General features: G+C 70.3%; 19 protein-coding genes. 8 read left to right on the forward strand and 11 right to left on the reverse strand.

Features of this window, described 5'->3' with window-relative positions; translation table 11 throughout:
- Positions 1-4 precede the first annotated feature (4 nt).
- The 6 genes from ACFV6H_RS21535 to ACFV6H_RS21560 all read right to left on the reverse strand — a co-directional run bounded on the left by ACFV6H_RS21535 (position 5) and on the right by ACFV6H_RS21560 (position 4,855).
- Positions 5-1,096 (reverse strand): ATP-grasp domain-containing protein, encoded by a 1,092-nt coding sequence (locus ACFV6H_RS21535; RefSeq protein WP_385544370.1) that lies wholly within the window; start codon positions 1,094-1,096, stop codon positions 5-7.
- On the reverse strand, positions 1,093-1,893 hold the full coding sequence (gene dapF / locus ACFV6H_RS21540) for a diaminopimelate epimerase (protein WP_385544373.1): 801 nt from the start codon (positions 1,891-1,893) through the stop codon (positions 1,093-1,095). Before dapF ends, ACFV6H_RS21535 begins: the two co-directional genes overlap by 4 nt.
- Positions 1,894-2,198: 305 nt before the next feature.
- Entirely contained in the window at positions 2,199-3,041 is an 843-nt protein-coding gene (locus ACFV6H_RS21545) for a helix-turn-helix domain-containing protein (RefSeq protein WP_385544376.1), read from the reverse strand.
- 27 nt (positions 3,042-3,068) lie between these two features.
- Positions 3,069-3,581: a DUF6879 family protein gene (locus ACFV6H_RS21550; RefSeq protein WP_385544379.1), complete on the reverse strand. Its 513-nt coding sequence runs from the start codon at positions 3,579-3,581 to the stop codon at positions 3,069-3,071.
- The gene (locus ACFV6H_RS21555) at positions 3,559-3,822 is read right to left on the reverse strand and encodes a hypothetical protein (RefSeq protein ID WP_384986252.1); all 264 of its coding nucleotides are present in this window, start codon (positions 3,820-3,822) and stop codon (positions 3,559-3,561) included. Before ACFV6H_RS21555 ends, ACFV6H_RS21550 begins: the two co-directional genes overlap by 23 nt.
- A 643-nt stretch (positions 3,823-4,465) precedes the next feature.
- Positions 4,466-4,855 carry an ATP-binding protein gene (locus ACFV6H_RS21560; protein ID WP_385544382.1) on the reverse strand — a complete coding sequence of 130 codons (390 nt, stop codon included), beginning with the start codon at positions 4,853-4,855 and terminating at the stop codon, positions 4,466-4,468.
- 398 nt (positions 4,856-5,253) lie between these two features.
- Between ACFV6H_RS21560 and ACFV6H_RS21565 the strand changes: the two genes are divergently transcribed.
- From ACFV6H_RS21565 to ACFV6H_RS21575, 3 genes are read left to right on the forward strand one after another with little or no spacing between them, the layout of a single operon-like run.
- Entirely contained in the window at positions 5,254-6,084 is an 831-nt protein-coding gene (locus tag ACFV6H_RS21565) for a Scr1 family TA system antitoxin-like transcriptional regulator (protein WP_384986161.1), read from the forward strand.
- Entirely contained in the window at positions 6,081-6,308 is a 228-nt protein-coding gene (locus ACFV6H_RS21570; RefSeq protein WP_385544386.1) for a DUF397 domain-containing protein, read from the forward strand. Before ACFV6H_RS21565 ends, ACFV6H_RS21570 begins: the two co-directional genes overlap by 4 nt.
- Before the next feature lie 11 nt (positions 6,309-6,319).
- Positions 6,320-6,538, forward strand: coding sequence for a DUF397 domain-containing protein (locus ACFV6H_RS21575; protein ID WP_385544470.1), 219 nt, complete (start codon positions 6,320-6,322; stop codon positions 6,536-6,538).
- Between the two features lie 71 nt (positions 6,539-6,609).
- Here the strand turns inward: ACFV6H_RS21575 and lhgO are convergent, their stop codons facing one another.
- Positions 6,610-7,827 (reverse strand): L-2-hydroxyglutarate oxidase, encoded by a 1,218-nt coding sequence (gene lhgO, locus ACFV6H_RS21580; protein ID WP_384780493.1) that lies wholly within the window; start codon positions 7,825-7,827, stop codon positions 6,610-6,612.
- A gap of 230 nt (positions 7,828-8,057) precedes the next feature.
- Positions 8,058-9,542 carry an MFS transporter gene (locus ACFV6H_RS21585; protein WP_385544390.1) on the reverse strand — a complete coding sequence of 495 codons (1,485 nt, stop codon included), beginning with the start codon at positions 9,540-9,542 and terminating at the stop codon, positions 8,058-8,060.
- A gap of 640 nt (positions 9,543-10,182) precedes the next feature.
- Between ACFV6H_RS21585 and ACFV6H_RS21590 the strand changes: the two genes are divergently transcribed.
- The gene (locus ACFV6H_RS21590) at positions 10,183-12,381 is read left to right on the forward strand and encodes an asparagine synthase-related protein (RefSeq protein ID WP_385544393.1); all 2,199 of its coding nucleotides are present in this window, start codon (positions 10,183-10,185) and stop codon (positions 12,379-12,381) included.
- Between the two features lie 120 nt (positions 12,382-12,501).
- Positions 12,502-16,011, forward strand: coding sequence for a BTAD domain-containing putative transcriptional regulator (locus ACFV6H_RS21595; protein WP_385544396.1), 3,510 nt, complete (start codon positions 12,502-12,504; stop codon positions 16,009-16,011).
- Here ACFV6H_RS21595 and ACFV6H_RS21600 read toward each other — a convergent pair.
- Complete coding sequence (locus ACFV6H_RS21600; RefSeq protein WP_385544399.1) at positions 15,998-18,265, reverse strand: sigma-70 family RNA polymerase sigma factor; 2,268 nt, start codon at positions 18,263-18,265, stop codon at positions 15,998-16,000. The genes ACFV6H_RS21595 and ACFV6H_RS21600 overlap by 14 nt on opposite strands.
- A 421-nt stretch (positions 18,266-18,686) precedes the next feature.
- Positions 18,687-19,436 (reverse strand): TetR/AcrR family transcriptional regulator, encoded by a 750-nt coding sequence (locus ACFV6H_RS21605; protein WP_385544402.1) that lies wholly within the window; start codon positions 19,434-19,436, stop codon positions 18,687-18,689.
- 334 nt (positions 19,437-19,770) lie between these two features.
- On the opposite strand from ACFV6H_RS21605, the gene ACFV6H_RS21610 reads away from it, so the two are divergent.
- The gene (locus ACFV6H_RS21610) at positions 19,771-21,150 is read left to right on the forward strand and encodes an NAD(P)/FAD-dependent oxidoreductase (RefSeq protein ID WP_385544405.1); all 1,380 of its coding nucleotides are present in this window, start codon (positions 19,771-19,773) and stop codon (positions 21,148-21,150) included.
- A 305-nt stretch (positions 21,151-21,455) separates the two neighbouring features.
- Positions 21,456-23,078 carry a SpoIIE family protein phosphatase gene (locus ACFV6H_RS21615; protein WP_385544408.1) on the forward strand — a complete coding sequence of 541 codons (1,623 nt, stop codon included), beginning with the start codon at positions 21,456-21,458 and terminating at the stop codon, positions 23,076-23,078.
- A gap of 70 nt (positions 23,079-23,148) precedes the next feature.
- Here the strand turns inward: ACFV6H_RS21615 and ACFV6H_RS21620 are convergent, their stop codons facing one another.
- Positions 23,149-24,465: an MFS transporter gene (locus ACFV6H_RS21620; RefSeq protein WP_385544473.1), complete on the reverse strand. Its 1,317-nt coding sequence runs from the start codon at positions 24,463-24,465 to the stop codon at positions 23,149-23,151.
- 153 nt (positions 24,466-24,618) lie between these two features.
- Here ACFV6H_RS21620 and ACFV6H_RS21625 point away from each other — a divergent pair, with 153 nt between their 5' ends.
- Positions 24,619-25,185, forward strand: a complete 567-nt coding sequence (locus ACFV6H_RS21625; protein WP_093601147.1) for a MarR family winged helix-turn-helix transcriptional regulator — start codon at positions 24,619-24,621, stop codon at positions 25,183-25,185.
- Positions 25,186-25,801 lie beyond the last annotated feature (616 nt).

Raw genomic sequence — 25,801 nt, forward strand, 5'->3', positions numbered from 1 at the left:
GCTCCTACGGTGAGACGGCAGCCTCCCGGGTCGACGTGGTGCTGGAGAACGCGGGAGTGGGCAGAGGGACATCGTATGGCTGGCGGCCGAGCGCCTCGTGCAGCATCGCCAGGACGACATCCGTGTGCGTGAAGCCGAGCGTGGCGGCGCCCACCACGAAGTTGCTGTCACGCGACATGCCGGGGGTGGAGTTGACCTCCAGCACGTACGACTGGCCATCCGAGGTGAGCATGAAGTCGATGCGAGCCGAGCCGCGCAGTCCGAGACCGTCCCACAGCGTCTTGGCCTGCCAGGTGATTTCGCTCAGCACCTTGGGTGCCAGGTCTCCGATCTGCACGGCGACGGTTCCACGGGAGTCGGCGTCGAGCTTGGTGTCGGCATCGTAGAACTCGGCGTTGGTGGCTTCCGTCGCCAGCGGCGGAAAGATGGCGACGGAGCCGCCCGGCAGCTCCAGGAGCCCCACGGTCAGCGGTGTGCCGGTCACGTACTCCTCCACGAGTACGTCGTCGCCCAGTTCGCCGGCAGCGTCGGTGAGTGCTCTTCCGAGGTCAGCCTGCTCGCGAACGAGACTCATGCCGACGCTGGAGCCCCCGAAGGGCGGCTTCACCATCACGGGCCGCCCGGTCCAGGCCGCCGGCCCTCCCGACCACACGGACCAGTCGGGGGTGGGCACCCCCAGGCTGAGCATCACCCTCTTGCAGAGGATCTTGTCGGCAGCCACCGCGGACGCCGCGACCCCGCTTCCGCAGTAGGGCACGCGAAGGTAGTCGAGGAGGCCCTGCAAGCGGCCGTCCTCTCCATACGGGCCGTGCAGGTTGGAGAGGGCCGCGTCGTACGAGGCCAGCTCCTCGATGAAGCTCGGCTCACAAGGGTTGAGCACGGCCCAGCGAGCACCGATCTCATCCAGAGCCTCGGACAAGGCGGTCACGGAGCGTTGGTCGACGGGGCACTTCGAGTGGTAGAGCCGATCCTCGGCGGACACTGGACCGTAGATGAGGGCGACGCCGAGACCTCGACGGTCGTGCCCCCAGGCTCGAAGGTCGTGGACGGCCTTCTGTGTCGTCGGGCCCGTGCCGGGATTGAGGAAGATGGTCATACGAGCACCCCTTCGAAGGTGTGGGTGACCGGGCCGCCAACCCAGTAGGTTCGGCGCGGCCGGTCGTCGTGCGGCCGGACCGTGAGCGGCTCTCCGGCGCGGTTGTGAACAGCGACCAGGCGCGGGGAGACGAGGCCCCGCATAGTGGCAATGACGACGGCCGCCACCGCTCCGCTGCCGCATGACAGTGTTTCTGCCTCGACGCCGCGCTCGTAGGTACGGACCTTGAGGGCCTGGTTACCGGCCGACTGGACGAAGTTGACGTTCGTCCCCAGCGGGGCAAGGTCGCTGTGGTGGCGGACAAGGCGGCCGACGAGTTCTGCGTCGATCACCTCAACGTCGTCCACGATGGCGACGACGTGTTCCGTACCGGTGTGCGCGCTGTCGAACCACGTGGGCTTGCCGTCAATCACGGTGTTCACGCGGCGGGGGTGGATGGCGCCAACCTCGACCGTGACCCACGCTGAGTCGTCGATGACTACCGCCTGGTGCTCCACCCCGGCCATACGGAGCGTCATCTCGCCGAATCCGTGGTCGTGGTGTGCGGCCCAAGCGGTGCACCGTAAGGCGTTGCCGCACATGGCGGCGGTGGAGCCGTCCGCGTTGAAACAGTCGACTTCCAGGACGGCGGGGCTGTCAGTGATCAGGCTGCTGATGACCAGGCCATCGGCGCCGACTCCGGTCCTTCTGGCGCAGACGCGTTCTGCCTTCTTCGACCAGTCCTCCTCGGCGCCGGGTTCGGAGGCGGAGAGCAGCACGAAGTCGTTTCCCGCTCCGTGGATCTTGCGGAAGCGCATGGCAAAGCTCCTCATGTGAGGCGTGATAGCTCAGGTGTGGAAGCCCGGACAGGGGCTGGACCAGAGGGACTTCGACTGCCCGGACGGTGGTCGCACCGTTGAGGGGCTCGTCGTGAGCCTCGGGCTCCGCCGCGGCGAGAGCGAAGCCGCCGACGTGCCGAAGGCTCAGGACGCGTCCACCCTCGTCCACCACAACGGCGCCCGTCACCGCTTCCGCCCCTCCGGAGCACGATTTCAGCCGTGCTGCACAAGCTAGGAAGGGTGATGGGCGGGGCTCCACGAGTGTGCCGGAACTTGCCCGCGCTTCACCCGAGAGACTCGATGGCAGCCGTGATGATTTGCCTCGCTGCCCCGCCATAGACAGCGAGTTCAGCCAACTCGGTGAACGTTTGGGCATACATGGCAAGTTCGTGGTCCTGTACGACGGTGAGGTGCGCGGAGACCAGCTCGACGTTCACGGTCTTGTCGTCGTACAGGAAGAATCCCTCGACGGGCCAGAGCGCCCGGTCGACATCTTGGGGAATGATCCCGATGCTCACCGAAGGCAGTGCCATGACGCTCAGCAAGTATCCGAGTTGGCCTGCCAGCACTTCCGCTCCACCAATGCGGTACCGGAGCGCGCTCTCCTCCAGGAGGATGGCGAACGTGTGGTTGCCGTAGACGATGTTCTGCTTCTCCACGCGAACCTTGACGGCCGCCGGCACATCGTCAATGAGCCCGCGACGGTCGCGGATGGAAGTCAGAAGTGCGGTGATGTACGAGGCGGTCTGCACCGGACCGGGGATGAGCCATGGCGAGTAGATGCGAAACCGTTGGGTGCGTTCCCACAAGGGAAGGACTGATTCCTGGGCCCACTTGAGCCCGTTGCGCTCCATCTTGCGCCACTCGACGTACATGCCCTCGATTCCGCGGGCCGTCGAGATGAGGTCTTCGGCTTGGTGCTCCGCGCCGCATGCGGAGCACCAAGCGCGAAGGTCGCGCTCCGAGGGCAGACGGGTGCCGCTCTCGAAGCGCGAAGCCTTCGACTCGTGCCAGCCACAGCGTCTGGCGAGTTCCCGCTTGCTGATGCCGGCTGCATCCCGGATCTCAGCCAGGCGTTTCCCGAGCGCTTTGCGGGCTTCCTGAACGCTCGAAGATGGCGATGTCATGTCGTCGCGACGGTGGTGTCCGGACTGTCAGGACAACTCGAACTCTGCGTGTGGCGTTGCCCGCGCCCACACGGCTTCGAAGGCAGACTCGCAGAGCTTGGCCACCTCTGGGTCTTCCGTGAGTTCCATCTCCATGTTCTCGCCATCGCCGTCGAAGTGGTTGAGGAGGACGAGGCTGGAGTCGAACAGCCAGAAGTCGTTGCCTGGGAGTGCGACTACCGTCGCTCGGCGGCGTGAGAGCCAGCGCACGTCTTCCCCAGCAGCGATGTTCAGTCCGTCCGTTACCGCATGCTCGAAGCGGATGTACTCGCTGACGGGCGTCGACACGATGCGTGCCCGGCGAACCTCGACACCTCGTGCGGTCGCCTCCGTGACGATGGCGTGCCAGTCGGCCCAGCGCTCGGCGGGGTCGAGGGTCCTACCAGCTTTCCAGTCGATGAAGGCCAGGTCCGACTTCATGTAGGCGTCCCGCGTCTCCAGATGGACGGCTGTCCTCCGGCAGTCGCGGAACAACTCCTCAAACGTCGGGGTCCTCGTCATCCTTCTTCACCTCCGGGTCGGTGTCCTTGGCGGTCTGCTCCATCTCCAGGAAGAACTGCACCATGCGCCGGGGGATCTCTACCACCGACTCGCGGCCGGGGATGTCCATCTGCCGGAGGCGCTCGGCGTCCTCCACCTTCCACCCCTGCACGAGGTAGTTGTCCTTCACATCGTCGAGGTAGATCGTGGGCGAGCCGCCGCTAGGACTCTCCGGGTCTTTCCCGAGCTTGATCAGGGCCATGATGTCCTCCTCGAACGCCGATGACGATCTGTGTGCCAGAGCTTGCCCGTGGCTGCGCCGCGGAGCGAGGGACTTGCCGGAACTTGCCAGGTCCCGTCGAGGACGCGAGTTACGTAGCCAACCTCCTGATGTCAGCCAGACCGTCGCGCACACGGGCCAGCGTCTGCCGAAGATCCTGCTTCGCGCTTCGGCGCGTTTCAGGTGGGTCGCGTGTTCCGATTCCAGGTCCGCGATCGTGAATTCCTGGAGTTCCATGGCGAGTTGGCCTGCGAGCACCCAGGGGAGCCGCGAGCTCTCGAAGGCCACTCCGCCCGCGTCGTACATGACCGGGAACAGTCCGCCCGGCTGGTACAACATTTCGTGCACCCCGGCCGCTACGAATGTCTTCACGCGCAGCGCCACATGGCGTTTGCGTAAGTGCGGGCAGGCTTCGACGGAGGTGACGGCGCACGGTACGCACAGGGGCGGGTGCGTGGTGACGTAGCCGGGCTTGTGCAGTTCCGGGTAGTCCGCGTCCTCGCCGACCACCCACAGTGTGCCGTCGTCGGTACGGTCGGACTGGCCGCCGCAGACCTGGCACAGGAGCTTGCGCATGGCGCGGCGCTGCCGCAGGAAGTGCACGGGAGGTCGCTCACCCGACGGGTCAGCCACGCCCCGGCCCGCCGTCCGTCGCGTTACGCTCCGCCGCGCCCCGCAACGACAAAGCGGCCCAGATCATCTTGCCCGGACCGGCCCGGTCGGCCACTCCCCATTCGTCCGCCAGGGCGTCGACCAGGAGCAGCCCGCGCCCGTCGGGCGCCTCCGGATCCGGCGTACGCGGCTGGGGACGCTCCGGCGAACCGTCGTGGACCTCGATCCGCAGCGCTCCCGAGCTGCGGAAGTAGCGCGTTTCGATGATCTGCTCCGGCGTCACCTTCGCGTGCAGCCCGGCGTTGCTGAGAAGCTCCGACACGATCAGAACCGCCGAGTCCTCCAGCTCCGACAGCCCCCAGCCGGCCAGCGCCTTGCGCAACTCCAGCCGCGCCAGTGCCACGCACCTCGGATCCCGGCTCCACCGCAGCACAACAGTGCTGCTGGTTGGGTTCGTCCTGCGCTTCCCGTACATGTCACGCGCCCTCCATCTGCCCTTTTCGCTTCCTGTAACGAATCCCCCCGCAGTCATTCACCGGCCCGGTCTCAACAAGCCACAGGACGGCCCGCGTTGGCGTGACGTACCCGAAGCGGGGCACCAAGTCCGGGGCCAGGCGCCAGTAGCCACCGGCCGCGATCAGCGTGGCCAATTCGTCTGCGTCGCTGAGGGACTTGGGGGAAGTGTGCTTCCATGACAAGGTCCGCTCCTCTCCGTAGCGATACGGCTACTGGGAGCACTCAGAGTGGCGTAGAGTCAGGAAGCGTTCAACGTGTCAGAGATGACAGGAGAGTTGGTGCCAGATGGTCAACCGGAAGGAACTCAACCCGGACAGCAGTCCGCAAGCCGCCTACGGAGCAGAACTGCGCCGCTTCAGGGAAGCGAAGGGCTGGAAGCAGGAAGACCTGGCCGCCCAGATGGAATATTCCAGTACGCATATTTCGGCCGTGGAAACTGGTCGGAAGATGCCAACCTTGCGGTTCGCGCGCAGTGCTGACCGTGCGTTGGGTACTGGTGACCTGTTCGAGCGCAAGTACCGTGAGCTCAAGCATGGCGTCTTGCTGGAAGGCTTCTCGGAGTACGTGGGGTACGAGGGCCGAGCCACAGAGATCAGGGTGTTCGAGGTCGGCATCATTCCGGGGCTTCTTCAAACACCGGACTATGCACGGGTGCTGGCGGACAGCGCCGTACACCGGGGTGCCATCACGCGCGAACAGGCGGATGAGCGAGCTTCGTTCCTGGCCGAGCGGCAGGCCGCGCTGGTACGGGCCCGTCCTCCCATGGTGCTGGTGGTCATGGATGAGAGCTGCATCCGCAGGTCGGTAGGCGGACCCGGGGTCATAGGTGCTCAGCTTGATCGGTTGGTCGAGTTCGCCGAACTCCCCAACACCGCACTGCATATCGCCCCGTACGCGATAGGGGAGCACAGGACGTTTGACCGACCGGTTAACCTGCTCACCCTGCCCGATTACTCCGTCGTCTCGTATGTGGAGTCCCAGACTCAGGGATACCTGGAGCGCGAACTCGTATCCGTCCGGAGCCTGTTGACGGCCTACCATCAACTACAGGCCGTATCGCTGTCACAAGCGGCATCGGTGGACATGATCAATGAGGTACGAAAGGGCATCCCGTGACAACCACGACCACGACCGAACTCCGTTGGGTCAAATCCTCCTACAGCAACAACGGCGGCACCTGCGTCGAGTGGGCCCCCGCGTACGCGTCCACTACCGGCGTGGTTCCCGTCCGCGACTCCAAGAACCCCAGTGGTCCGGTTCTGGACGTTCCTGCCGGTGCGTTCGCCTCGTTCGTGGCGGGCGTCAAGGCGGGGGAGTTCGGCCGTACCTTCGGCGCGTGAAAGGGCATCCCGTGATCACCGAGTCCCCCCGTTGGTTCACCTCCTCCTACAGCAACAACGGCGGCAGCTGCGTTGAGGTGGCCGCCAACCTCGCCTCTTCGTGCGGCGTGGTTCCCGTCCGTGACTCCAAGAACCCCGGTGGTCCAGTTCTGGACGTCCCTGCCGGTGCGTTCGCCTCGTTCGTGGCGGGCGTCAAGGCAGGCGAGTTCGACCGCAGCTTCGGCGCGTGATCTGCGCGCCCCAGCACTGAGCACACCCCTCGCCCTCACCTTCGGAATCCGGGTATCGGGCAGGGGGTGTGTCAGTCCTCGCCCAGCACCGCCAGCGCGCGTCTCGCGACCTCGCGGCCGATCGGTAGTGAGGCGGTCGCCGCCGGTGAGGGAGCGTTCAGGACGTGGACCGTGCGAGGTCGCTGTCTGATCAGGAAGTCATCGGCCAGCGTGCCGTCCCGCAGCACCGCCTGGGCCCGTACACCGGCCGTCGCCGGGCGCAGGTCCGTGTCCCTGACCGCTGGGAGCAGCCTCCGTACGGCCGTTGCGAAGGCGCGCTTCGAGAGCGAGCGGTGCAGTTCGCCCGCGCCGTACCGCCAGTGCTTGCGCGCCGTACGCCATGAGCCGGGCCAGCCGAGCGTGCCGGCCAGCTCGGCGGGCCGTACGGTCCGCCAGGTGTAGCCCTCGCGGGCCAGCGCCGGGACCGCGTTCGGTCCGACATGGACGGCTCCGTCGATGCCCCGTGTCAGATGCACTCCCAGGAACGGGAACGCCGGGTCCGGCACCGGATAGACCAGCCCTCGTACGAGACCGGGCCTGGCCAGTTCGTAGTACTCACCACGGAAGGGCACGATCCGCATCCCCGGATCGTCGCCCGCGAGCCGTGCCACCTGGTCGCACTGGAGCCCCGCGCAGTTCACCAGGACGCGCGCCCTGACCACGTCCCCGGCCGCCGTACGGACGGCGACGCCCCAAGGGCGGCGGTCGACGGCCGTGACCTCCGCGTCGTACCGCACGGACGCGCCCGTCGCGCCCGCGGACTCCGCGAGCTGTTCGGCGACCGCCAGGAAGTCGCAGACGCCGGTCGTGCCGACATGGATCGCCGCGAGGCCGCGCACCTGCGGTTCGTACTCGGTGATCTGCGCCGGGCCCAGCTCGCGCACCGGGATGCCGTTCTCCCTGCCGCGCTGGACCAGGGCGTGCAGCCGAGGCAGCTCGTCCCGCTCCGTCGCCACGATCAGCTTGCCGGTGACCTCGTGCGCAATGCCGTATTCGGCGCAGAACTTGACCAGCTCGGCGGAGCCGCGCACCGCGTACCGCGCCTTGAGCGAGCCGGGACGGTAGTAGACACCGCTGTGGATCACTCCGCTGTTGTGGGCCGTCTGATGGCGCCCGGGGCCCGGCTCCTTCTCCAGCACCACCACGCGCGTGCCCGGCGCGGCGCGTGTGATCGCGTACGCCGTCGACAGACCGACGATCCCGCCGCCGATCACCAGCACTTCGCAGTCGAATCCCACGCGTCCGCTCATCGCGCGCGCCACCTCCCACCCCGATAGTGCACTGGCCCGCCGACAACGCGCTTAAACCACGAATCGACAGACCGGTACGGCAGGCCGGTAGGACAGGCCAGCGCGAGGTGCCACCGCCCGGTCCGCGCGAGGTGCCACCGTCGGCCCGGACTCCAGGCACGGCGGGCCCCGGTTCCGGGCGCGCCGGACCCCCGTTCCGGCCGTGACAGCACCGGCTCCGGCCCCACGCCCTACGCCGGTGCCACCAGCAGCGGCCTCGCGCGCTCCCGCAGCTCGACCACCCGGGGCTCGTCCCCGTACGGCTCCAGGCGGTGCAGCAGATCCCGTACGTACTCGGTCGTACGTGCCGAGGAGATCCGGCCCGCCACCTCCACCGCCCGCGTGCCCGCCGCGCACGCCGCGTCGAGATTGCCCGACTCCAGTTCGGCGACGGCGCTCACCACCAGACGCAGTCCGTGCGAGCGTACGAACTCCTCCGTCGGCCGGGAGAGCGCCTGCTCCGTGAAGCGCCGTACCTGGCGCGGCGCCTTCAGATCGCGGTAGCACTCGGCGGCGTCCGCCGCGAATCTGTCGTACGAGTAGAAGCCCAGCCAGGACGGATCCGCGTCGCCCTCCCGCGAGCGCTCCAGCCACCCTTCCGCGGCCTTGAGGGCCGCTCCGGCCGCCACCGCGTCGCCCGCCTTCGCGTGCGCGCGCGCCTCCACCAGACGGAAGAAGCTCATCGTGCGGGCGGTGGCGAGGCCGCGATTGCGCTCCAGCGCGGCCTGCGCGAGATCCACGCCCTCGTCCGCGAAGCCGCGATAGGTCGCCTGGAGGGACATGGAGGCCAGCACATAGCCGCCCAGTGGTACATCGGCGGCTGCGCGCGCCAGTCGCAGCGCCTGGATGTAGTAGCGCTGCGCGGCCTCCTGCTGGCCCGTGTCGAAGGCCATCCAGCCGGCCAGCCGCGTCAGCTCGGCGGTGGCTCCGAAGAGCCCGCGGCCCACCTCGTCGCTGTACGCGCCGAGGAGCAGCGGTGCCGCGTCGACCCGCAGACACTCCGGCACCATCGACGAACGCCAGTCCCCGCCGCCGTACTTGGAGTCCCACCGTCTCGCGTCGGACGCCGCCTCGCGCAGCTTGGCCACATCGCTGTGGCCCACGCGCAGCGGCGAGACCTCGCCCGACGGGTCGGAGCCCTGGCCGGAGCCCTGGCTGTTCCCGCCGTGCGCTCCCTGCGCCGCCTCCGCGACCGCCGGTTCCCGGGCGACCGAGGAGTCGGCGGGTGTTATCAGCCACCGGGAGGCGGGCGTCGCATAGGCGCTGACTGCGAAGGATCCGGCCAGGGACTGCCAGATGCCGCCGCCGCCCGCGCGGCGGCCCGCCAGATCCAGCCGGTACAGCTCCGTCGCAGCGCGCACCGCCTCACCCACGTCGCGCGGGAAGGCGAGCCCGACCTCGGGGGCCGGATCCGCGTCCGCGAGGCCGATCTCATGGAGTGGGACGGGACGTCCCAGTTTGGCTCCGATGGCTGCGGCGATGAGATGGGGCGCCGCACCCTGCGGAACCATCCCCTTCGAGACCCATCGCGCCACGGAGGTCTTGTCGTAGCGAAGTGTCAGACCGCGCTGCGCCCCGAGGTCGTTGACCCGCCGGGCGAGGCCGGCGTTGCTGATTCCCGCGAGGGCGAGAACGGTGCCGAGCTTTTCGTTCGGCCCGCGTAGCTCCCTGGACATGCGTCACCCCTCGACACACAGACGGCCGCCGCGTCCGCGGCATAGGCGCGCGGCATTCGTAAACCCAGCGTAGTTCGCCACATCCCGACCGTTAAGGGGCGGAGTTTCGTATGGCGGGATTGTTGTCCGTGCTCCGTCCGGCGTTCAAGGCCCTGAGCGGCCCTGAGCGGCACGCCGTGCTCCGGGTGTGTAGCGTGCGCCCGGCCGTGCGCTCTTGGCCCGGCGGGAGCGGGAGCGCTTCCATGAGACCTGCGTGGGTCGGCCCACTGCGTACTGGAACCAGTGGGCTGGGGGATACCGCCGCCCCAATCCCCGCGGGCGGTGGATCAGTCCGGGAGGCGGCGAACGCCTCCCGGACTGAGCGTGTGCCGGTACTGAAGTGCCGTGCCGAGCCCGGAGTTTGGCTGAAACACGTCCGTCGAGGAAGCGCCTTCGAAGCGCCGTTTCTCCGCCAAACGGCCAATGCCAGGGGCGCATTCGCATTTTCACGCGTGCTCCCGTAGGCCCTCCTGTGCGCTGTTGTCGTGGCAGCATGTTCCCGAACGGCTTCGGTTTCGGGCTGCTCGGAGTGGGCTGTTGAGCCTACTCTGTGGGCTCTTGAGCCTACTTCTCGACTTGTCCACAGGCTGTGGAGGCGGCGATGCGCTGGTTGGTGGGATGGAGCAGTATCGCCGCGCGCTTCGGCACGGCAGGGACGGCCGGATCGGCCAGGTCGGCCGGAGCCAACGGCTCGGCCGGCTCGGTGGGAGCCAACGGTTCGGTCGGGGCGAACGGTTCGGTCGGTTCCGCCGGTTCCGTCGGCGAGGACTACGAGGGCCGCAGCGTGCATCCTGTCGGCTCCCAGCTCCTTTGGGGCGACCCGGATCCGCTGTGGGCCGTTGGCGACTGGCGGCCCGACGAGATCCGGATCGTCACCGTCGATCCCTTCACCAGGCTGGCCGTACTGGGCTGTTGCGGCGCCAGCGACGAGGAGCTGCGCGTCGGGCTGTTCGCCGCCCGAGGCGGCGCGCTGCGCCATCTCACCGCCTGGCCGGGCAGTTACACGGCGGTCGCCCAGATCGGCCGCCGGATCACGGTCGTGGGCGATCTGGCCGGCGCCAGGCCCGTCTTCTACACGCCCTGGGCGGGCGGCACCGCGTACGCCACCGCCGCCCTGCCGCTCGCCGATCTCATCGAGGCCCAGCTCGACATCGGGCATCTCGCCGCGCTCCTCGCCTGTCCCGAGACGCCGGAGGCGCTGCGCGACTCCACTCCGTACGACGGCGTCAAGCGCATCCCGCCCGGACACGCGCTGGTCCTGCGCGAGGGATCGCGCGAGATCACCGGATACGAACAGGTCGCCTCCCTCGCCGTCGCCGGGCCCCAGCGGGACCCGGACCGTGCGGTGGAGGGCGTACGGGACGCCCTGGTGGAGGCCGTACGGGCACGGCTCCTGGCGCCGCGCCACGCGCCCGAGACCATGCCGCCCGATCCCGGGCCCGTCCCCGGCATGGGGCCCGCGGAGCGGCGTGCCGCGCGCGGCGGACCGGTCCCGGGCATCGGCGCCGATCTCTCCGGCGGCAGCGCGTCGGGCACGCTCGCGCTGCTCGCCGCCGGGCTGCCGGGCGCGCCCGGTACGGTCCTCGGGCACGGCACCGGCGCGGGAGAGCGGCTGCTCGCCGTCACCTTCAACGACCTGGCCACCGGCAGCCGCGACGAGGCCGAGCTGGAACGGGCGCGGATGATCGCCGCCAATCCCCGGCTGCACCATGTGGTCGTCGCGGCGGGCGAAGAGGCCCTGCCGTACGCCGACCTGGAAGGCCCGCTCACGGACGAGCCCGGGCCCTCCCTGGTCACCGCGGGCCGCCATCGGCGCCGGCTGGCCGCGGGCAGCGCCGACCACTTCACCGGGGACGGCGCCCGCGAGGTGCTCGACGCGCATCCCGCGCGCCTGGCCGATCTGCTGCTCGACCGGCGCAGACGCCATCTGCTGCACCCGGTCACCGCGCTCGCCAAGGCCGAAGGGCCGTCGCCCGCCTCGCTGTTCATCCCGCTCACCGTGTACCGCGCGGCGCGGCGGCTGGCCCGTACGCCGTACCGCACCGGCCTCGAAGAGGCGGCGGCCCAGCTTCCGCAGGCCAACAGGGCCGCGCTGTCCGCGTCCGCGAACGGCCCGCTGGGCGCCTCGCTGGCCGCCCTCACCTGGTCGCGGCCCGGGCCCGCCGCGCGCTGGCTGACGGGAGAGGCGCTCGCGGAAGTATCGGTTCGCCTGTCGGCGGCGGCGATCCGGCCCACCTCCGTACAGCGCCCTGGAGAGGCCCGTGCCCGCGCCGCCCTGGCCCGCCACGCCGTGGACCACCGTGTCTTCGAACAGGCAGCGGAGATCCGCAGCCAGCGGCTGCACGCGCCCTTCCTCGACAACCAGGTGGTACGGGCGTGCCGCGAGCTGCCCGAGGCGCTGCGCGTCCAGCCGGGCGCCCGCGCGGAGATCCTCCGTACGGTCCTGGCCGGAGCTGGTATCCACGACCTGCCGCCGGGCTGGGGCGCGACGTCCCGGGCCGGTTCCGCCGCCGCCACGCGCGCGGGTCTGCGTACCGCCGTCGGCGAGCTGATCAGCCTCTTCGACGCGCCTTTGCTGGCCGACGCGGGCCTGATCGAGGCACGTGTCGTACGCAAGGCGCTGCGCGCGGCGGCCGAGGGCGAGCCCGTACCGCTCGACGGGCTCGCCGATCTGGTCTCCACCGAGCTGTGGCTGCGGCGCCTGCTGTCCCGGCGAGGCACCTGCTGGACGGGCACGGCGGCGCCGCGCCAGCGGGCGGTGGCGGGCGTGGTGGTACCGCGGCCGACGCTGCACCAGTAAGCGCGCGCGGGAGCCGCCGATAACCGCGCGCGTGGGCCGCGGTCCGGCAGACGGCAAGCGGCTGGGGCAGGCTGTGAGAACCGGGCCGCCGTTGTCGGAGCCGACGGTCACAATGGGCCCGTGCGGTATCTCATCCTGGGCGTCACCGAGGCGCGCGACGAGCAGGGCGGGGATCTGGCGCTCGGCGGCGCGCGGGTCCGGGCCCTGCTGGCGGCGCTCGCGCTGCGCCCTGGGCGGGCCGTCGCCGTCCGGGAGCTGGTGGAGGAGGTCTGGGCCGGGGAGCCGCCGCACGACGCGGTGGGCGCGCTCCAGGCGCTCGTCGGGCGGCTGCGGCGGATCATCGGCAAGGAGGCGATCGGCTCGGTGCCCGGCGGCTACCGGCTGGCCGCCGTACGGGACGACATCGACCTGTACGTCTTCGAGCGGCTGGCCCGCGAGGGCGCCGAGCGGCTCGACGCGGGCGATCCGGAGACCGCCGCCCGCACCTTGCGCGACGCGCTCGCGCTCTGGCGAGGTCCGGCCCTCGCCGATCTGCCCGACGGTGACGACGGCGTACGGGACCGTGGTGTCCGAGGCCGTGGCGTACAGGATCACGGCGTACGAGGACATGGCATACGGCCCGAGGCCCAGCGGCTGGCGGCGCTCAAGCAGCGCGTTGAGGCCGATCTGCGGCGCGGCGCCACGGGCCCGCTCGTACCGGAGCTGACAGAGCTGGTCGCGGCCCATCCGTACGACGAGCCCTTCCGCGCCCAGCTCATCCGGGCCCTGTCGGCGGAGGGCCGGCAGGCCGACGCGCTCGCCGCGTACGAGGACACCCGCCGCGTCCTCGCGGACGGACTCGGCGCCGATCCCGGGGCCGAACTGACGGCACTGCACGCGCGGTTGCTCGCGGGTACGGGTACGGGCGCGGCGCGCCTCTCAGCGGGCGGGTCCGACCGGTCCGAGCGGCCAGACCGGCCCGGCGCGTCGGGCGGGCCCGATCGGCCCGGCGGGAATTTGCGTCCTCGGCTGACCTCCTTCGTCGGCCGCGAGCCCGAACTCCACGCGATCCGCGCCGATCTGAGCCGTTTCCGGCTGGTCACGCTCACCGGTCCAGGCGGCTCCGGCAAGACCCGGCTCGCCGAGGAATCCGCGCCCAGGGACGCCTGGCTGGCCGAACTCGCGCCGCTGGAGGACCCGTCCGCCGTGCCGGGAGCCGTACTGAGCGCGCTCGGACTGCGCGAGACCCAGCTCGTCACCTATGAGGGCCGGTCCGTACGGGACGATCCCACCGCCCGGCTCGTCGACCGTCTCGCGGACCGCGACACGCTGTTGATCCTGGACAACTGCGAGCATGTGATCGGCGCTGCCGCCGCCCTGGCCGAGTCCCTGCTCACCCGCTGTCCCGGACTGCGCGTACTCGCCACCAGCCGTGAGCCGTTGGGTGTGCCGGGCGAGGTGGTGCGTCCGGTGGAGCCGTTGCCGCCGGATCCGGCGCATCGGTTGTTCGGGGAGCGTGGTCGTGCGGTGCGTCCTGGGTTTGATCCGGAGAGTGATCCGGTGGCGGTGGCGGAGATCTGCCGTCGGCTGGACGGGTTGCCGTTGGCGATCGAGCTGGCGGCGGCGCGGCTGCGGATGCTGACGTCGCGTCAGATCGCGGATCGTCTGGACGACCGTTTCCGGCTGCTGACGAGCGGAAGCAGAACCGTACTGCCACGCCAACAGACCTTGCGCGCCGTCGTGGACTGGTCCTGGGACCTGCTGGACGAGCGGGAACGTACGGTGCTGCGCCAGGTGTCCGTCTTCGCGGGCGGCTGGGATCTGACGGCGGCGGAGGCCGTATGCGCCGAGGTTCCGGGCATGCCGGGCGCGCCGGGTGCGCCGGGAGTGGCTGCTCCCACGGGAGTGGATTCTTCCGCCGTGCCCGATCTGCTCGGCGCGCTGGTCGACAAGTCGCTCGTCGTGGCCGCGCCGGCGCCCGGTCCCGACGGCGGGATGCGGTACCGCCTCCTGGAGACCATCCATGAGTACGCCGTCGAACGCGCCGCCGAGGCACCGGCCGTACGGGCCGCCGCCGAGCGCGCCCACACGGCGTACTTCACCGGCCTGGCGGAGACGGCCGAGCCGCGTCTGCGCTCCGGCGAGCAGCTCCCTTGGATCCGCCGTCTTGAGACCGAGCTCGACAACATCCGCGCGGCCCTCCACCGTGGCGTCCTGGCGCGCGACGAGGAGTCCACGCTGCGGCTGGTCTTCGCCATGGGCTGGTTCTGGTGGCTGCGCAACTACCGTCCCGAGGGCCTGTCCTGGACGGAACACGCCCTGGCCCTGGGCCCTGCCGAGCCGGCCCGCCCGGCCGACCCTGATGAATCGGACGACCCGGACGACCACCAGGACGCGAGCTACGCGGACGACCTGGACGATCCGGAGCAGCCGGACAACGCCCTTTACTGGTCCCGGATGCAGCTCCAGGTACTGCGCCTCTTCCTCACCGGTGAGAGCGGCCAGAGCGAGAAGCTCCGCACCGACCCGCACCTCCAGAGAACCGTCCGGCGGATTCTGCGCGCCTTCAGCAGACCTGGTCCGCAGTCGGCCCGCTTCCCAGGGCTGCTCTGGTGGCTGCTCGCCCATCTCTTCGACCAGACAGTCGACATGCGCGTCTTGATCGATGCCTCCATCGCCAACTGCCGTGAGCACGGCGGCGACTGGGAGGTCGGCATCATGCTGATGGGACGCGCCAACATGATGGTCGATGTGCCCGGCGGACTGGCGGGCGTCGACGAGGACCTGGCCGAGCTGCGTGAGGTGAGCCGCCGCGTCGGTGACCGCTGGATGCTTGCCCAGGTGGCGAGTGCCAGAGGCGAGGCGAGCACGGTGCGCGGACGGTACGAGGAGGCGCGCGGCGCGTACGAGGAGGCGCTGCGCTTCGCCCGCGCGGTCGGAGCGCACGCCGAGGCGCCGTACCTGCTGGCCCGTCTCGCCGAACTGTCCTACCGGGCCGGTGACACGGCCGCGGCGGAGAAGGGCCTGGACGACGCGTTCGCCGAGGCCGAGCGCCACCACGTCCAGGACGCGCGTGCCTTCGTGTACTTCATGCGCGCGGTCCTCGCCCTCGACCGAGGTGAGTCCGGGCGGGCCGGAGCGCTGCTGGACCGGGCGCGGCGCGCGGCGGAGCAGGGCTCACCGCCGCCGCATTTCACGGCCGGAGTCGACGCGCTGGACGCGCGGATCTCCCTGCACGAGGGCGCGGGACCGGTCGCGGCGGCGCGCTCGCTGGCAGCCGTGCTGCGTGCGGCGAGGGAGAGTCGGCTCTCGGAGAACGTCGTCGCCCAGCTCGCCGAGCTGGGAGCGCCGATGCTGCTGCTCGCCGATGAGCCCGGACCGGCCGTACGGCTGCTGGCCGCCACCGCCGCCTGGCGGGCCGACTGCCCGCGTTCCGTACCCGAACGGGCCGAGGCGGAGAGGACCGAGGCGCGCGCCCGCGAGGCGCTGGGCACGGCGCGGTACGAGACGGAGCGCGAGGCGGGACGGGCCCTCACTCCGGCCCAGGTCGTGGACCTGCTGGAGCTGGAGCCGCAGGTTCCGCCGGAGCCGCCAGAACTGCCGGATCTGCCCGAGCCGCCAGAACCGCCGGGACGCGTCAGCGACAACTGATCCGGGACTGCGCCCAGTCCGCGAGCGCCACCGTGCCGAGCGGCCGGTGCGGCTCGACCACCAGCCGGATCGTCTTCCGTCCCGAGATGCCCACCTGTACGGGGACGGCCGGATCGCCGCCGCGCAGCACGGGCGAGCGCCAGAGCCGTTCGCCGTCGCCGTACAGCGAGAAGCGCACGGAACCGAGACGCCGCGTCAGATCGTCCACGCCGACCTGGGCCGCATAGGTGGCACAGCTCCGGTTGAGATCGATGGTGACCGACGACGACGCGTGCGTCGTCACACCATGTGCGTACCGGGTGCCGCCGATGGACAGGCCGGAGCGCTGCCACATCCAGCTGCTTCCGATGAGCCGCACCTCCGGCTTGGTCTTGTCGCCGAAGAGGTCGTACGACAACTGGTTCACCTGATAGTCCGCCGGAGGTGGAGGTGGCGGCGGCTTCGGGCTCGGCGTGGGCTTCGGCGGAGGCGGTACGGGCGGCACCGGCGCCTTGGTCGGCACCGGCGGCGGACTGGGCTTGGCGGGTGTCGGCCTGGCGGGAGTGGGCTTCGGCTTCGGTTTCGGGGCCGGTTTCGCCGAGGGCGACGGCGTCGGCTTCTGCGCGGAGGGCGCGGGCTCCGGCGCGGGCGGCCTGGGCGACGGAGGCGACGGAACCGGCTTCGGCGGTACGACGGGCCGCGCGACCGGAGGCTTGGCCTTGGGCGGCTGTTCCGGCTGCGAGTCGTTCACCAGCGCGTACACCAGCCCGGCCGCGGCGGCGACGGCCACCAGCCCGGCGATCCCGGCCTTCGCGGGCGCACCGAGCCCTTCGGACGCGGCGGCCCCGCCGGCGGCTCCACCCGAGGCCGCGCCGCTCGCCGCACCACCCGAGGCCGCTCCCGCCGCCGCGCCGGAGCCCGTGGCCGCCGCGGCGGCACCCGCTCCCGCCGCTCCCACGGCGCCGCCCGCCACGATCCCGGCGGCCTTGAGCGAATAGCCCGCCGCGAACCAGCCGATCACCGCGACCGGCAGCAGCGCCGGGATCGCGGAGTTGACATGCGCCAGTTCACCGGCGGCGAGACGGCACTTGGCGCACTCCTCCAGATGCTTGCGCAGCCCGCGCTCCGCGCGTGTCCGCAGCCCGCCCCGGGCATACGCGCCGAGCCGGTCCGCGTACCGGGCGCAGTCACCGCCCGAGGTGAGCGCGGCATTCACATGGGCCTGCAAATAGGCCTGCTTGAGTCCTTCGCGCGCCCGACTGGCCAGTACCGCCGTGGCGTTGGCGCTCAGCCCGAAGAGCGGCGCGACCTCGCTCGGCGACTCCTCCTCGACCGTGGTGTGCCAGAGCACCGCCTGCCAGCGCTCGGGCAGACTGCGGAAGGCCTGCATGGCCATGGACTGCTCGGCCTCGCGCATCGCCAGTACGTCCGCGCCCAGATCGAGGGTGTCCACGTCCGAGACCTCGGAGGAGCGGACGGCCTGCGCCGCGAACACCGCGAAATCCTCGACCAGTTGCTCCCGCTTCGCGGACTTCGTCCAGGAAGCGGCCACCCGCCGTACGGTCGTCAGCAGATAGGCACGCACCGCCTGTTCCGGCCCGGCTCCGCCTCGGACCGCCTGCAAGGTACGGGCGAACACCTCGGCCGTCAGATCGTCGGCGGTGTGCGCGTCACGGCAGCACGTACGGGCGTAACGGCGCACCGCGTGCGCGTGCCTGCGGAACAGCTCCTCGTACGCGCTGTCGTCGCCGTCCCGCATCCGCTGGATCAGATCGGCGTCCGACGGAGGCACCTCGGTCGTCTCCGGCTCGGCCACGGGCAGCTCGACGGTCTCTGCCGGCTCGACGGTCTCCGCCGGCTCGGCCAGGGACGGGGACGACGGCGGGGACGATGGCGGGGACGCGCCGCCGAGGCGTTCGCGCTGCGGCGGCACACTGCTCTCCGCCTCGCCCGTTCCGGACCGTGAACCGGTCGAGGGATGCGGCATCGGAGGACCGGCATAACCCGCAGGCCTTCCCGAACCACCGGGCCCACTCTGCTCGGGCACGCTCGGCACACCCGTCGAACCAGTGAGACCGCCAGGAGCACCAGGACCGCCAGGACCACCGGCCGCGGCCGGGCCACCGGAGCCGGCCCGGCCGCCCGGCACCACCGGACCCGGCACCTCCTTGGGCCCGCCCTGGCTCGGCACCTGCCGTTGAGCCGCTCCGTCGGGTTCCGTATCGCCGTCGGCACCACCGCCGCCGAGCGGCTCGTCCCGTCCGTCACCGCTCATCGCGGAAGCCCCCGTACGCGCCCTCTGAACGCACCCTCTGACCCGAACACCGGGACAGAGTGCCACAGAGCACCGCGATGCCCAGCCCTTCGCGCCGGGCAACCACTCATCCGGGGACGTTTCCCCGAGTCCTGCATGAACGTTCACTCGTTCGGGGAAGCCTCAACGACGTTTATCGCCAAGCCAGTTCGAAGACAGCCGACCCGACGCGACCGACTCGACCCGGCGCAACCCGACCCGACCCGAGGACAACGGCCCGAGCCGGAACCGGACCACAACCGAGCCCGTGCGCAGCCGCCCGGCCCGCACCAAAGGCACGAACCGGACCACCGCCCACCGACCGCCGCCCACCGACCAACGCCCTGCGATGACCATCCCCGATCACCGCCCACTCATACCGGTCCCGCTCACGGCCCGCCCGCTACACCGGCCGCGACCGCAGCCCTTCCAGCAGAATGTCCAGCAGCCGTGCCGAAGCCGCCGCCTGCTGCGCCGCGTCCGGCAGCGAAGGCGCCGCCGTGGCTATCACCAGCAGAACATCGGCCACGGACACATCGCCGCGCAGCTCACCCGCGGCCCGCGCCCGCTCCACCAGCTGCCCGACGACCTCCAGCAGCTCCATCGCGCCCGGATCGTCCAGCTCCTCCGGTGACAGCCGATGACCGATCACCCGCAGATCGGGCGCGCCGGCCTGCCGCTGCTGCGGCACCCGCACCTCGTCCTGCGCGCTCCGGCCCGCCGAAACGTCCTCGACGTCCACGCCCACCCGCAGTACATGCGGCGGAAGCAGCCGTCCCGCGCCCGAGGCCACCGACGTGCGCAGAAAGCGGGAGAGCGCCGACCAGGGCTCCTCCTCCTGGCCCAGTGCCGTACGCGCCTGGTCGGTCAGCCGGGAGGTCTCCTCCTCGGCTATCCGCCGCACCAGCACGTCCTTGCTAGGGAAGCGCCGGTACACCGTGCCGACGCCGACCCTGGCCCGTCGCGCCACATCCTCCATCGGAGCCCCGTAGCCCAGCTCGCCGAACACCTCGCGAGCCGCGCGCAGTACATGCTCCAGATTGCGCTGTGCGTCCACCCTTAACGGCGCCGAGCGGGCAGTCCCGCCCGTCCCCGCCCGTCCGTCGCCGTCCGTGACGACGGCGGTCTGCCAATGCGAATCCTGAATGTGCATAACCGTTCCCCCGGTAATGATGTCTCCCCCCGGAGACCCCCGCCTCGACAGCCGAGCGTGCGGACCCAGTCACGGACCGGACACGCCGACGAGGTACGAACATAGTTGAGCCCGGGTCAATTCAGAAGAGGGTAGTTCCGCACAGAGCGCCCCCCGATCGGAGCAAGGACCGGAAGATGCCTGATTCATCCGGCGCCCATCGGCCCCGGCGCCCACGCTGACCTGCGGCCCTCCGCCAATACCTGCGGTTTTGCCCGTCCGCGACCGCTGACGGCCTCCGGTCACACAATCTGTCGTGGCTGTGGACAAACACCGGGCCCCGTTGCGTCATGGGATGGTGAAGGCTGAGATCTCCCCGGGAACGACCCCCGCACCCACGCCCGGTGCGCGCATTCTGGTTGTCGGCGGCGGCTACGTCGGGATGTACACCGCGCTGCGCCTCCAGCGGAAGCTGAAGAACGGCGAGGCAGAGATCGTCGTGGTCTCTCCCGACCCTTATATGACGTATCAGCCGTTCCTGCCGGAAGCGGCAGCGGGGAACATCTCGCCACGCCATGTCGTGGTCCCGCTCCGCCGTGTGCTGGAGAAGTGCACGATCATCATCGGCGAGGCCACGGCCATCGACCACGCCAAGCGCACGGCGACGCTCAAGACCCTCGCCTCGGAGGAGGAGGGCACCGGCACCGTCGAGATCACCTACGACGAACTCGTCCTCGCGCCCGGCTCCGTCTCCCGTACTCTCCCGGTCCCCGGCCTCGCCGAACACGGCATCGGCTTCAAGACCGTCGAGGAGGCCATCGGCCTGCGCAACCATGTCATCGAGCAGATGGACATCGCCTCCTCCACCCGCGATCCCGCCATCCGCGACGCCGCCCTCACCTTTGTCTTCGTGGGCGGCGGTTACGCGGGAGTCGAGGCGCTCGCCGAGCTGGAGGACATGGCCCGCTACGCCTCGCGGTACTACCACAACATCAAGGCCGACGATCTGAAGTGGATCCTCGTCGAGGCCACCGGCCGGATCCTGCCCGAAGTCGGCGCCGAGATGGGCGTCTACGCCGTACGCGAGCTGCGCGCCCGCAATATCGACGTACGGCTCGACACCCGCCTCGTCTCCTGCGAGGACCGGATCGCCGTGCTGAGCGACGGCGCCCGGTTCCCGACCCGTACCGTCGTCTGGACCGCCGGGGTCAAGCCGCATCCGATCCTCGCCGCCAGCGATCTGCCGCTCGACGCGCGCGGCCGGCTCCGATGTACGGCGAAGCTCTCCGTGGACGGCGTCGAACACGCCTGGTCGGCCGGTGACGCGGCGGCCGTACCCGATCTGACGGCCGACGAGCCGGGCAAGGAGTGCGCGCCGAACGCGCAGCACGCCCTGCGTCAGGCCGGAGTTCTCGCGGCGAACATTCTCGCTTCGCTGCGCGGTGAGCCTCTTCAGGACTACCGTCACGCGTACGCGGGTTCGGTTGCGTCCCTGGGCCTCCACAAGGGTGTGGCGCACGTCTACGGCCGTAAGCTCAAAGGCTTTCCGGCCTGGCTGATGCACCGCGTGTACCACCTCAGCCGTGTCCCCACCTTCAACAGGAAGGCCCGCGTCCTCGCGGAATGGACCCTATCCGGGCTCTTCAAGCGGGAGATCGTCTCGCTCGGCTCGCTGGAACACCCGCGCGCCGAGTTCGAACTCGCCGCGGGCGGCGAACGACCGAAGGACACGTGATGTCACCGACGTCACCGTCCGAAGGACGGTAAGGACGCAAGGACGGTAAGGACCGTACGGAACGGAACGGCAGCGCACGGCCGGCACCGGCCGGGCACGGCCGGCGTCAACGACCCGAGTACGACCCGAACACGGCCGACGCCCCTGTCAGTGCGCCCGGCCACACCGGACGTGTGACCATAGGTGGGTTCACATCTGCACAGAGTGATCCGGCCCGCTCGGCGCAACCGGCCCCGACGACCTGCCAGGCCAGACCAGCCCGGCCAAGACGAACAGTTACACGACACCATGAGGCCTGAGAATCCGTGAACTTCACGCGTTGGAGCGCCCGCCTCCCCGGTACGCAGCGCCGCGCCGCCGCGCGGACCGACCGCGGTTCCGTGCCCGCGGCCCGCGCCGAGTACGAACAGCGGCCCGACCCGGTGACGGACGTCCCCGCCCTCGAAGACCTCTCCGTCGGCGAGATCCTCGGCGGACTGCCCGCGCTCGTCGCCCTGGTGTACGGCCCGGAGCACCGCGTCGCCTACGTGAACGACGCGTACGCGACGGCCTTCGGCCCGCGCACACCCGGCACCACCGCGGCCGAGAGCTGCCCCGAACTCGCCGAGCTGGGACTGCTCCCGCTGCTGGACCAGGTGCTGCGCAGCGGCAAGCCGCGTACGGTCAAGTCCCGCAAGGTCCAGGTCGCGGGCGAGGGCTCGTACACCGTCACCTGCACGCCCGTCGACTGCCGGGGCACCGGCGGTGTGCTGGTCTTCGCCGCCGATGTCACCGCCCATGCCGAGGCGGCCGAGCGGCTGCGCACCAGCGAGCGCAGACACCGCAAGACCGCCGTCACTCTCCAGCGCTCGCTCCTCCCGCAGGAGTTGGAGCAGCCGGACGATCTGCGCGTCGCCGCCACGTACCAGCCGGGCGGCGAGGACGCCGCGGTCGGCGGCGACTGGTACGACGTGATCACGCTCGGCGCCGGGCGTACGGCCCTGGTCATCGGCGATGTCATGGGCCGCGGTGTGCGCGCGGCGGCCGTCATGGGCCAGCTCCGTACCGCCGTCCGCGCCTACGCCCGGCTCGATCTGCCGCCGCACGAGGTGCTCCAGCTCCTCGACGGACTCGCCTCCGAGATCGACGCCAGCCAGATCGCCACCTGTGTCTACGCGGTCCACGATCCGAACGAGGGCCGGCTCGTCTACGCCTCCGCCGGTCATCTGCCCATCCTGGTACGCGCGGAGGACGGCACGGTCCAGCGGGCCGAGGATCCCACGGGCCCGCCGCTCGGCACCGGCGGCTGGCTCCACAGTTCGGGCACGATCCCGCTCGCGCCCGGCTCCACCGCCGTTCTCTACACGGACGGTCTGGTCGAGCGCCGGGGCGAGGACATCGACGAGGGCGTCGCCTCCCTGGAGCGCGCCCTGGCCGGCGCGCAGGGCTCACCGCAGGTCGTCTGCGACCGGCTGATCCGCTCCCTCGGGGTCACCGCCGACCATGACGACGATGTCGCGGTGCTCGTCCTCCAGTACCCGTCCCGTACGGGCCCGGACGCGGAGCTGTTCCACAACGCGGCGCTCGATCTGCTCGGCGGCATCGAGGCGGCGCCGCGCGCCCGCGCCTTCGCCACGGGCGTGCTCGCCTCCTGGCGCTTCCCGGTCGAGCTGTGCGATCTGGGCGTGCTCGCCACCAGCGAACTGGTGGCGAACTCCCTCCAGCACGGCACTCCGCCCATGCGCCTCAGACTCCGCCGCACCGACCGCCGGCTGATCATCGAGGTGACGGACGGCGACGAGCATCTGCCGCGCCGGCGCAGAGCGGAACCGGCGGACGAGGCGGGCCGCGGTATCTCGATCATCGCGACGATCGCCTCGTCCTGGGGCTCACGCCGTACACCGGGCGGCGGAAAGGCCGTCTGGTGCGAATTCGCGCTGCCGCACTGACACGTACGGGGCCGGCGTGTACGGAGTCGGCGTACGGGACCGGTGTACGGGGCCGACGTACGGGAAGGGCTCAGCCGACCGAGGCCGGTGTCGGGGTGTGGGCCGGAGCGGGGACCGGCTCGGCGGTCTCCGGCCGGTGCCGGGCGACCAGACGCGAGGCCGACAGGAGCGACGGCTGATCCTGTACAGGCGTGAGCCGCCTGCCCAGCCGCAGCGCCAGCACGGTGATGCCCAGCGAGAACAGTACGAACGTCACGATGTACGGACCGTGCAGCGTGGCCGCCATCGGCCCGCCCACCGCGGGACCGACCGCCAGCGCGAGCTGCTTGACCAGGGCGAACGCCGAGTTGTACTGCCCGACCATCGACTCCGGCGCCAGATCGGCCACCAGCGGCGCCACGGTCGGCGACAGCATCGCCTCGCCGAGCCCGAACAGCGCGTACGTGGAGATGAACGCGGCCGTCGCCATCGTCCGGCTGCCGTGCCCGAGCCCGGCGAATCCCGCGACGAGCCAGGCGAGCGCCCAGATCAGTCCGACCGCCGAGATCACCCGGCTGCGCCTGCGCCGCTCGACCAGCCGCAGAACGACGAACTGCGCGACGACGATCACCGCGGTGTTCGCGGCCAGCGCGATCCCGAGCGTCGACGGATCGATCCCGGCGGCCTCGGTGCCGTACGCGGCGAGCCCCGACTCGAACTGCCCGTAGCACGCGAAGAACACCACGAACCCGAGCACACAGAGCTGGACCATGGCGCGATGCCCGAGCATCGTCCGCACTCCGCCGCCCTCGGCGTGCTTGCCGTTCTTGACCGCGCGTGGGATCGCGGTCGGCCGAGGCAGCCGGACCGTGGCCGCGATGGCCGCCAGTACGAGGAACATCGCGGCCTCGACACAGAAGAGCAGCGTGAACGAGCCCGGCCGGCTCTCGTCGACGATCTGCCCGCCGATCAGCCCGCCGACTCCGAGCCCCAGGTTCGCCAGAAAGAACTGGGTGGCGAAGGCCCGGGTCCGCGTCGACGGGGTGGAGCACCACACGATCATCGTGGCCAGCGCGGGCTGCATGACGGCGGTCCCGGCGCCCAGCAGCGCGGCGGACAGGACGGCCGTCGTGACACTCCACGACAGCCCCATGGCGAGCGCTCCCATGGACGCCAGCACCGCGCCCGTCACCAGCACGGGCAGCGGCCCGCGCCGGTCGATGACCCGCCCGGTGAACGGCAGGACGACCAGCGCGGCCAGGGCGAAGACCGCCAGCACGGCACCGGCCGTACTCGCGCCCAGGTGCCGGACCTGAGCGACATACACATAGAGATACGGAACTGTGAACCCGAGCCCGAACGCACTCAGCGCGTTCCCTGCCTGGATCCGGCGCATCGCGGCGCCCATCGCCCTGGTCACACTCACCTGCCTCAGCGGTAGTACGGAAGAAGTACGCAGAACAAACACTCAAGCTCGAAGACTTCGAAGCTAAAGTTAGGACTTCAACAATACACAGTGAAGGACTTCAACGCCAACGGAGATACGTGGGATACTGCCCCGATGCCAGACACCCCCGAGAAGCCCGGCCCACCGGGTCTCCAGGAACCGAGCCTCGACGAGCAGATCGCGGCCTATCAGCGCGAGTTCGACGACCTCGACCCACAGGTCGAACAGGTCGTCTCGGCGCTGGGCAGGCTCAATCGCCGGATGAACGTCTCGTACGGACGCCACCTCGCTGAGCTGGGCATCAGCAATGCCGAGTGGGAGGTCCTGAAGACCCTGGTGGTCTCGGGAGCCCCGTACCGTCTGGGCCCCGGCGAACTCGCCAAGCGCCTGGGACTCACTCCGGCCGCCATGACCCACCGCATCGACCGCATGGCCGGCGACGGCCTGGTCACGCGCGACCGCGACGAGAACAACCGGGTCCGGGTGATCGTGGAGCTGACGGACGAGGGCCGTACGAAGTGGCTGGAGGCGATGCGCATGGCCTCCCGATTCGAGGAGGACCTGCTCCAGGACCTCTCGGGCGACGAGCGCCGGGGCCTCGGCGAGATGCTGATCCGCCTGCTGCGCCGAGTGGAACACGCCCAGCCGGACGCCGGAGGACGGCTGACGGACCTGGGCTAGGCCGGGGTGTCCGGGGAGGTACGAGGTTCGTTTGACACACCCCAGGCCGATCCGTAAGGTTCTTCGAGTTGTCACGGGCCCGGAACGGATCCGCGACAATCACTTACGCCGCAGCAGCGGCACCCCAACTCAGCACGATCTCCCAGCCGGGATGTATTTCGGCATGCCGAATTCCATTTCGAAGGCTCGATTATGAGTCGCCCGGGAAATCCGCTAGAGTTCGGGACGTCGGAACGGCCGAAGGGCCGGGAAGGCAGCCCACTCCGACTGGGAATCAGGCCCGAAAGGATCTGATAGAGTCGGAAACGCAAGACAGCAAGACCGAAGGGAAAAGCCCGGAGGAAAGCCCGAGAGGGTGAGTACAAAGGAAGCGTCCGTTCCTTGAGAACTCAACAGCGTGCCAAAAGTCAACGCCAGATATGTTGATACCCCGGGCCTGCCGGAATGTTCCGGTGGGTTTGGGTTCCTTTGAAGAAACACAGCGAGGACGCTGTGAACCACTGGTCTTATTCCGACTGGTGGTTCCGCTCTCGTGGTGTCACCGGATAATCCGGTAAACATTCACGGAGAGTTTGATCCTGGCTCAGGACGAACGCTGGCGGCGTGCTTAACACAT

The sequence above is a fragment of the Streptomyces sp. NPDC059743 genome, assembly GCF_042732975.1.
GTDB lineage: Bacteria > Actinomycetota > Actinomycetes > Streptomycetales > Streptomycetaceae > Streptomyces.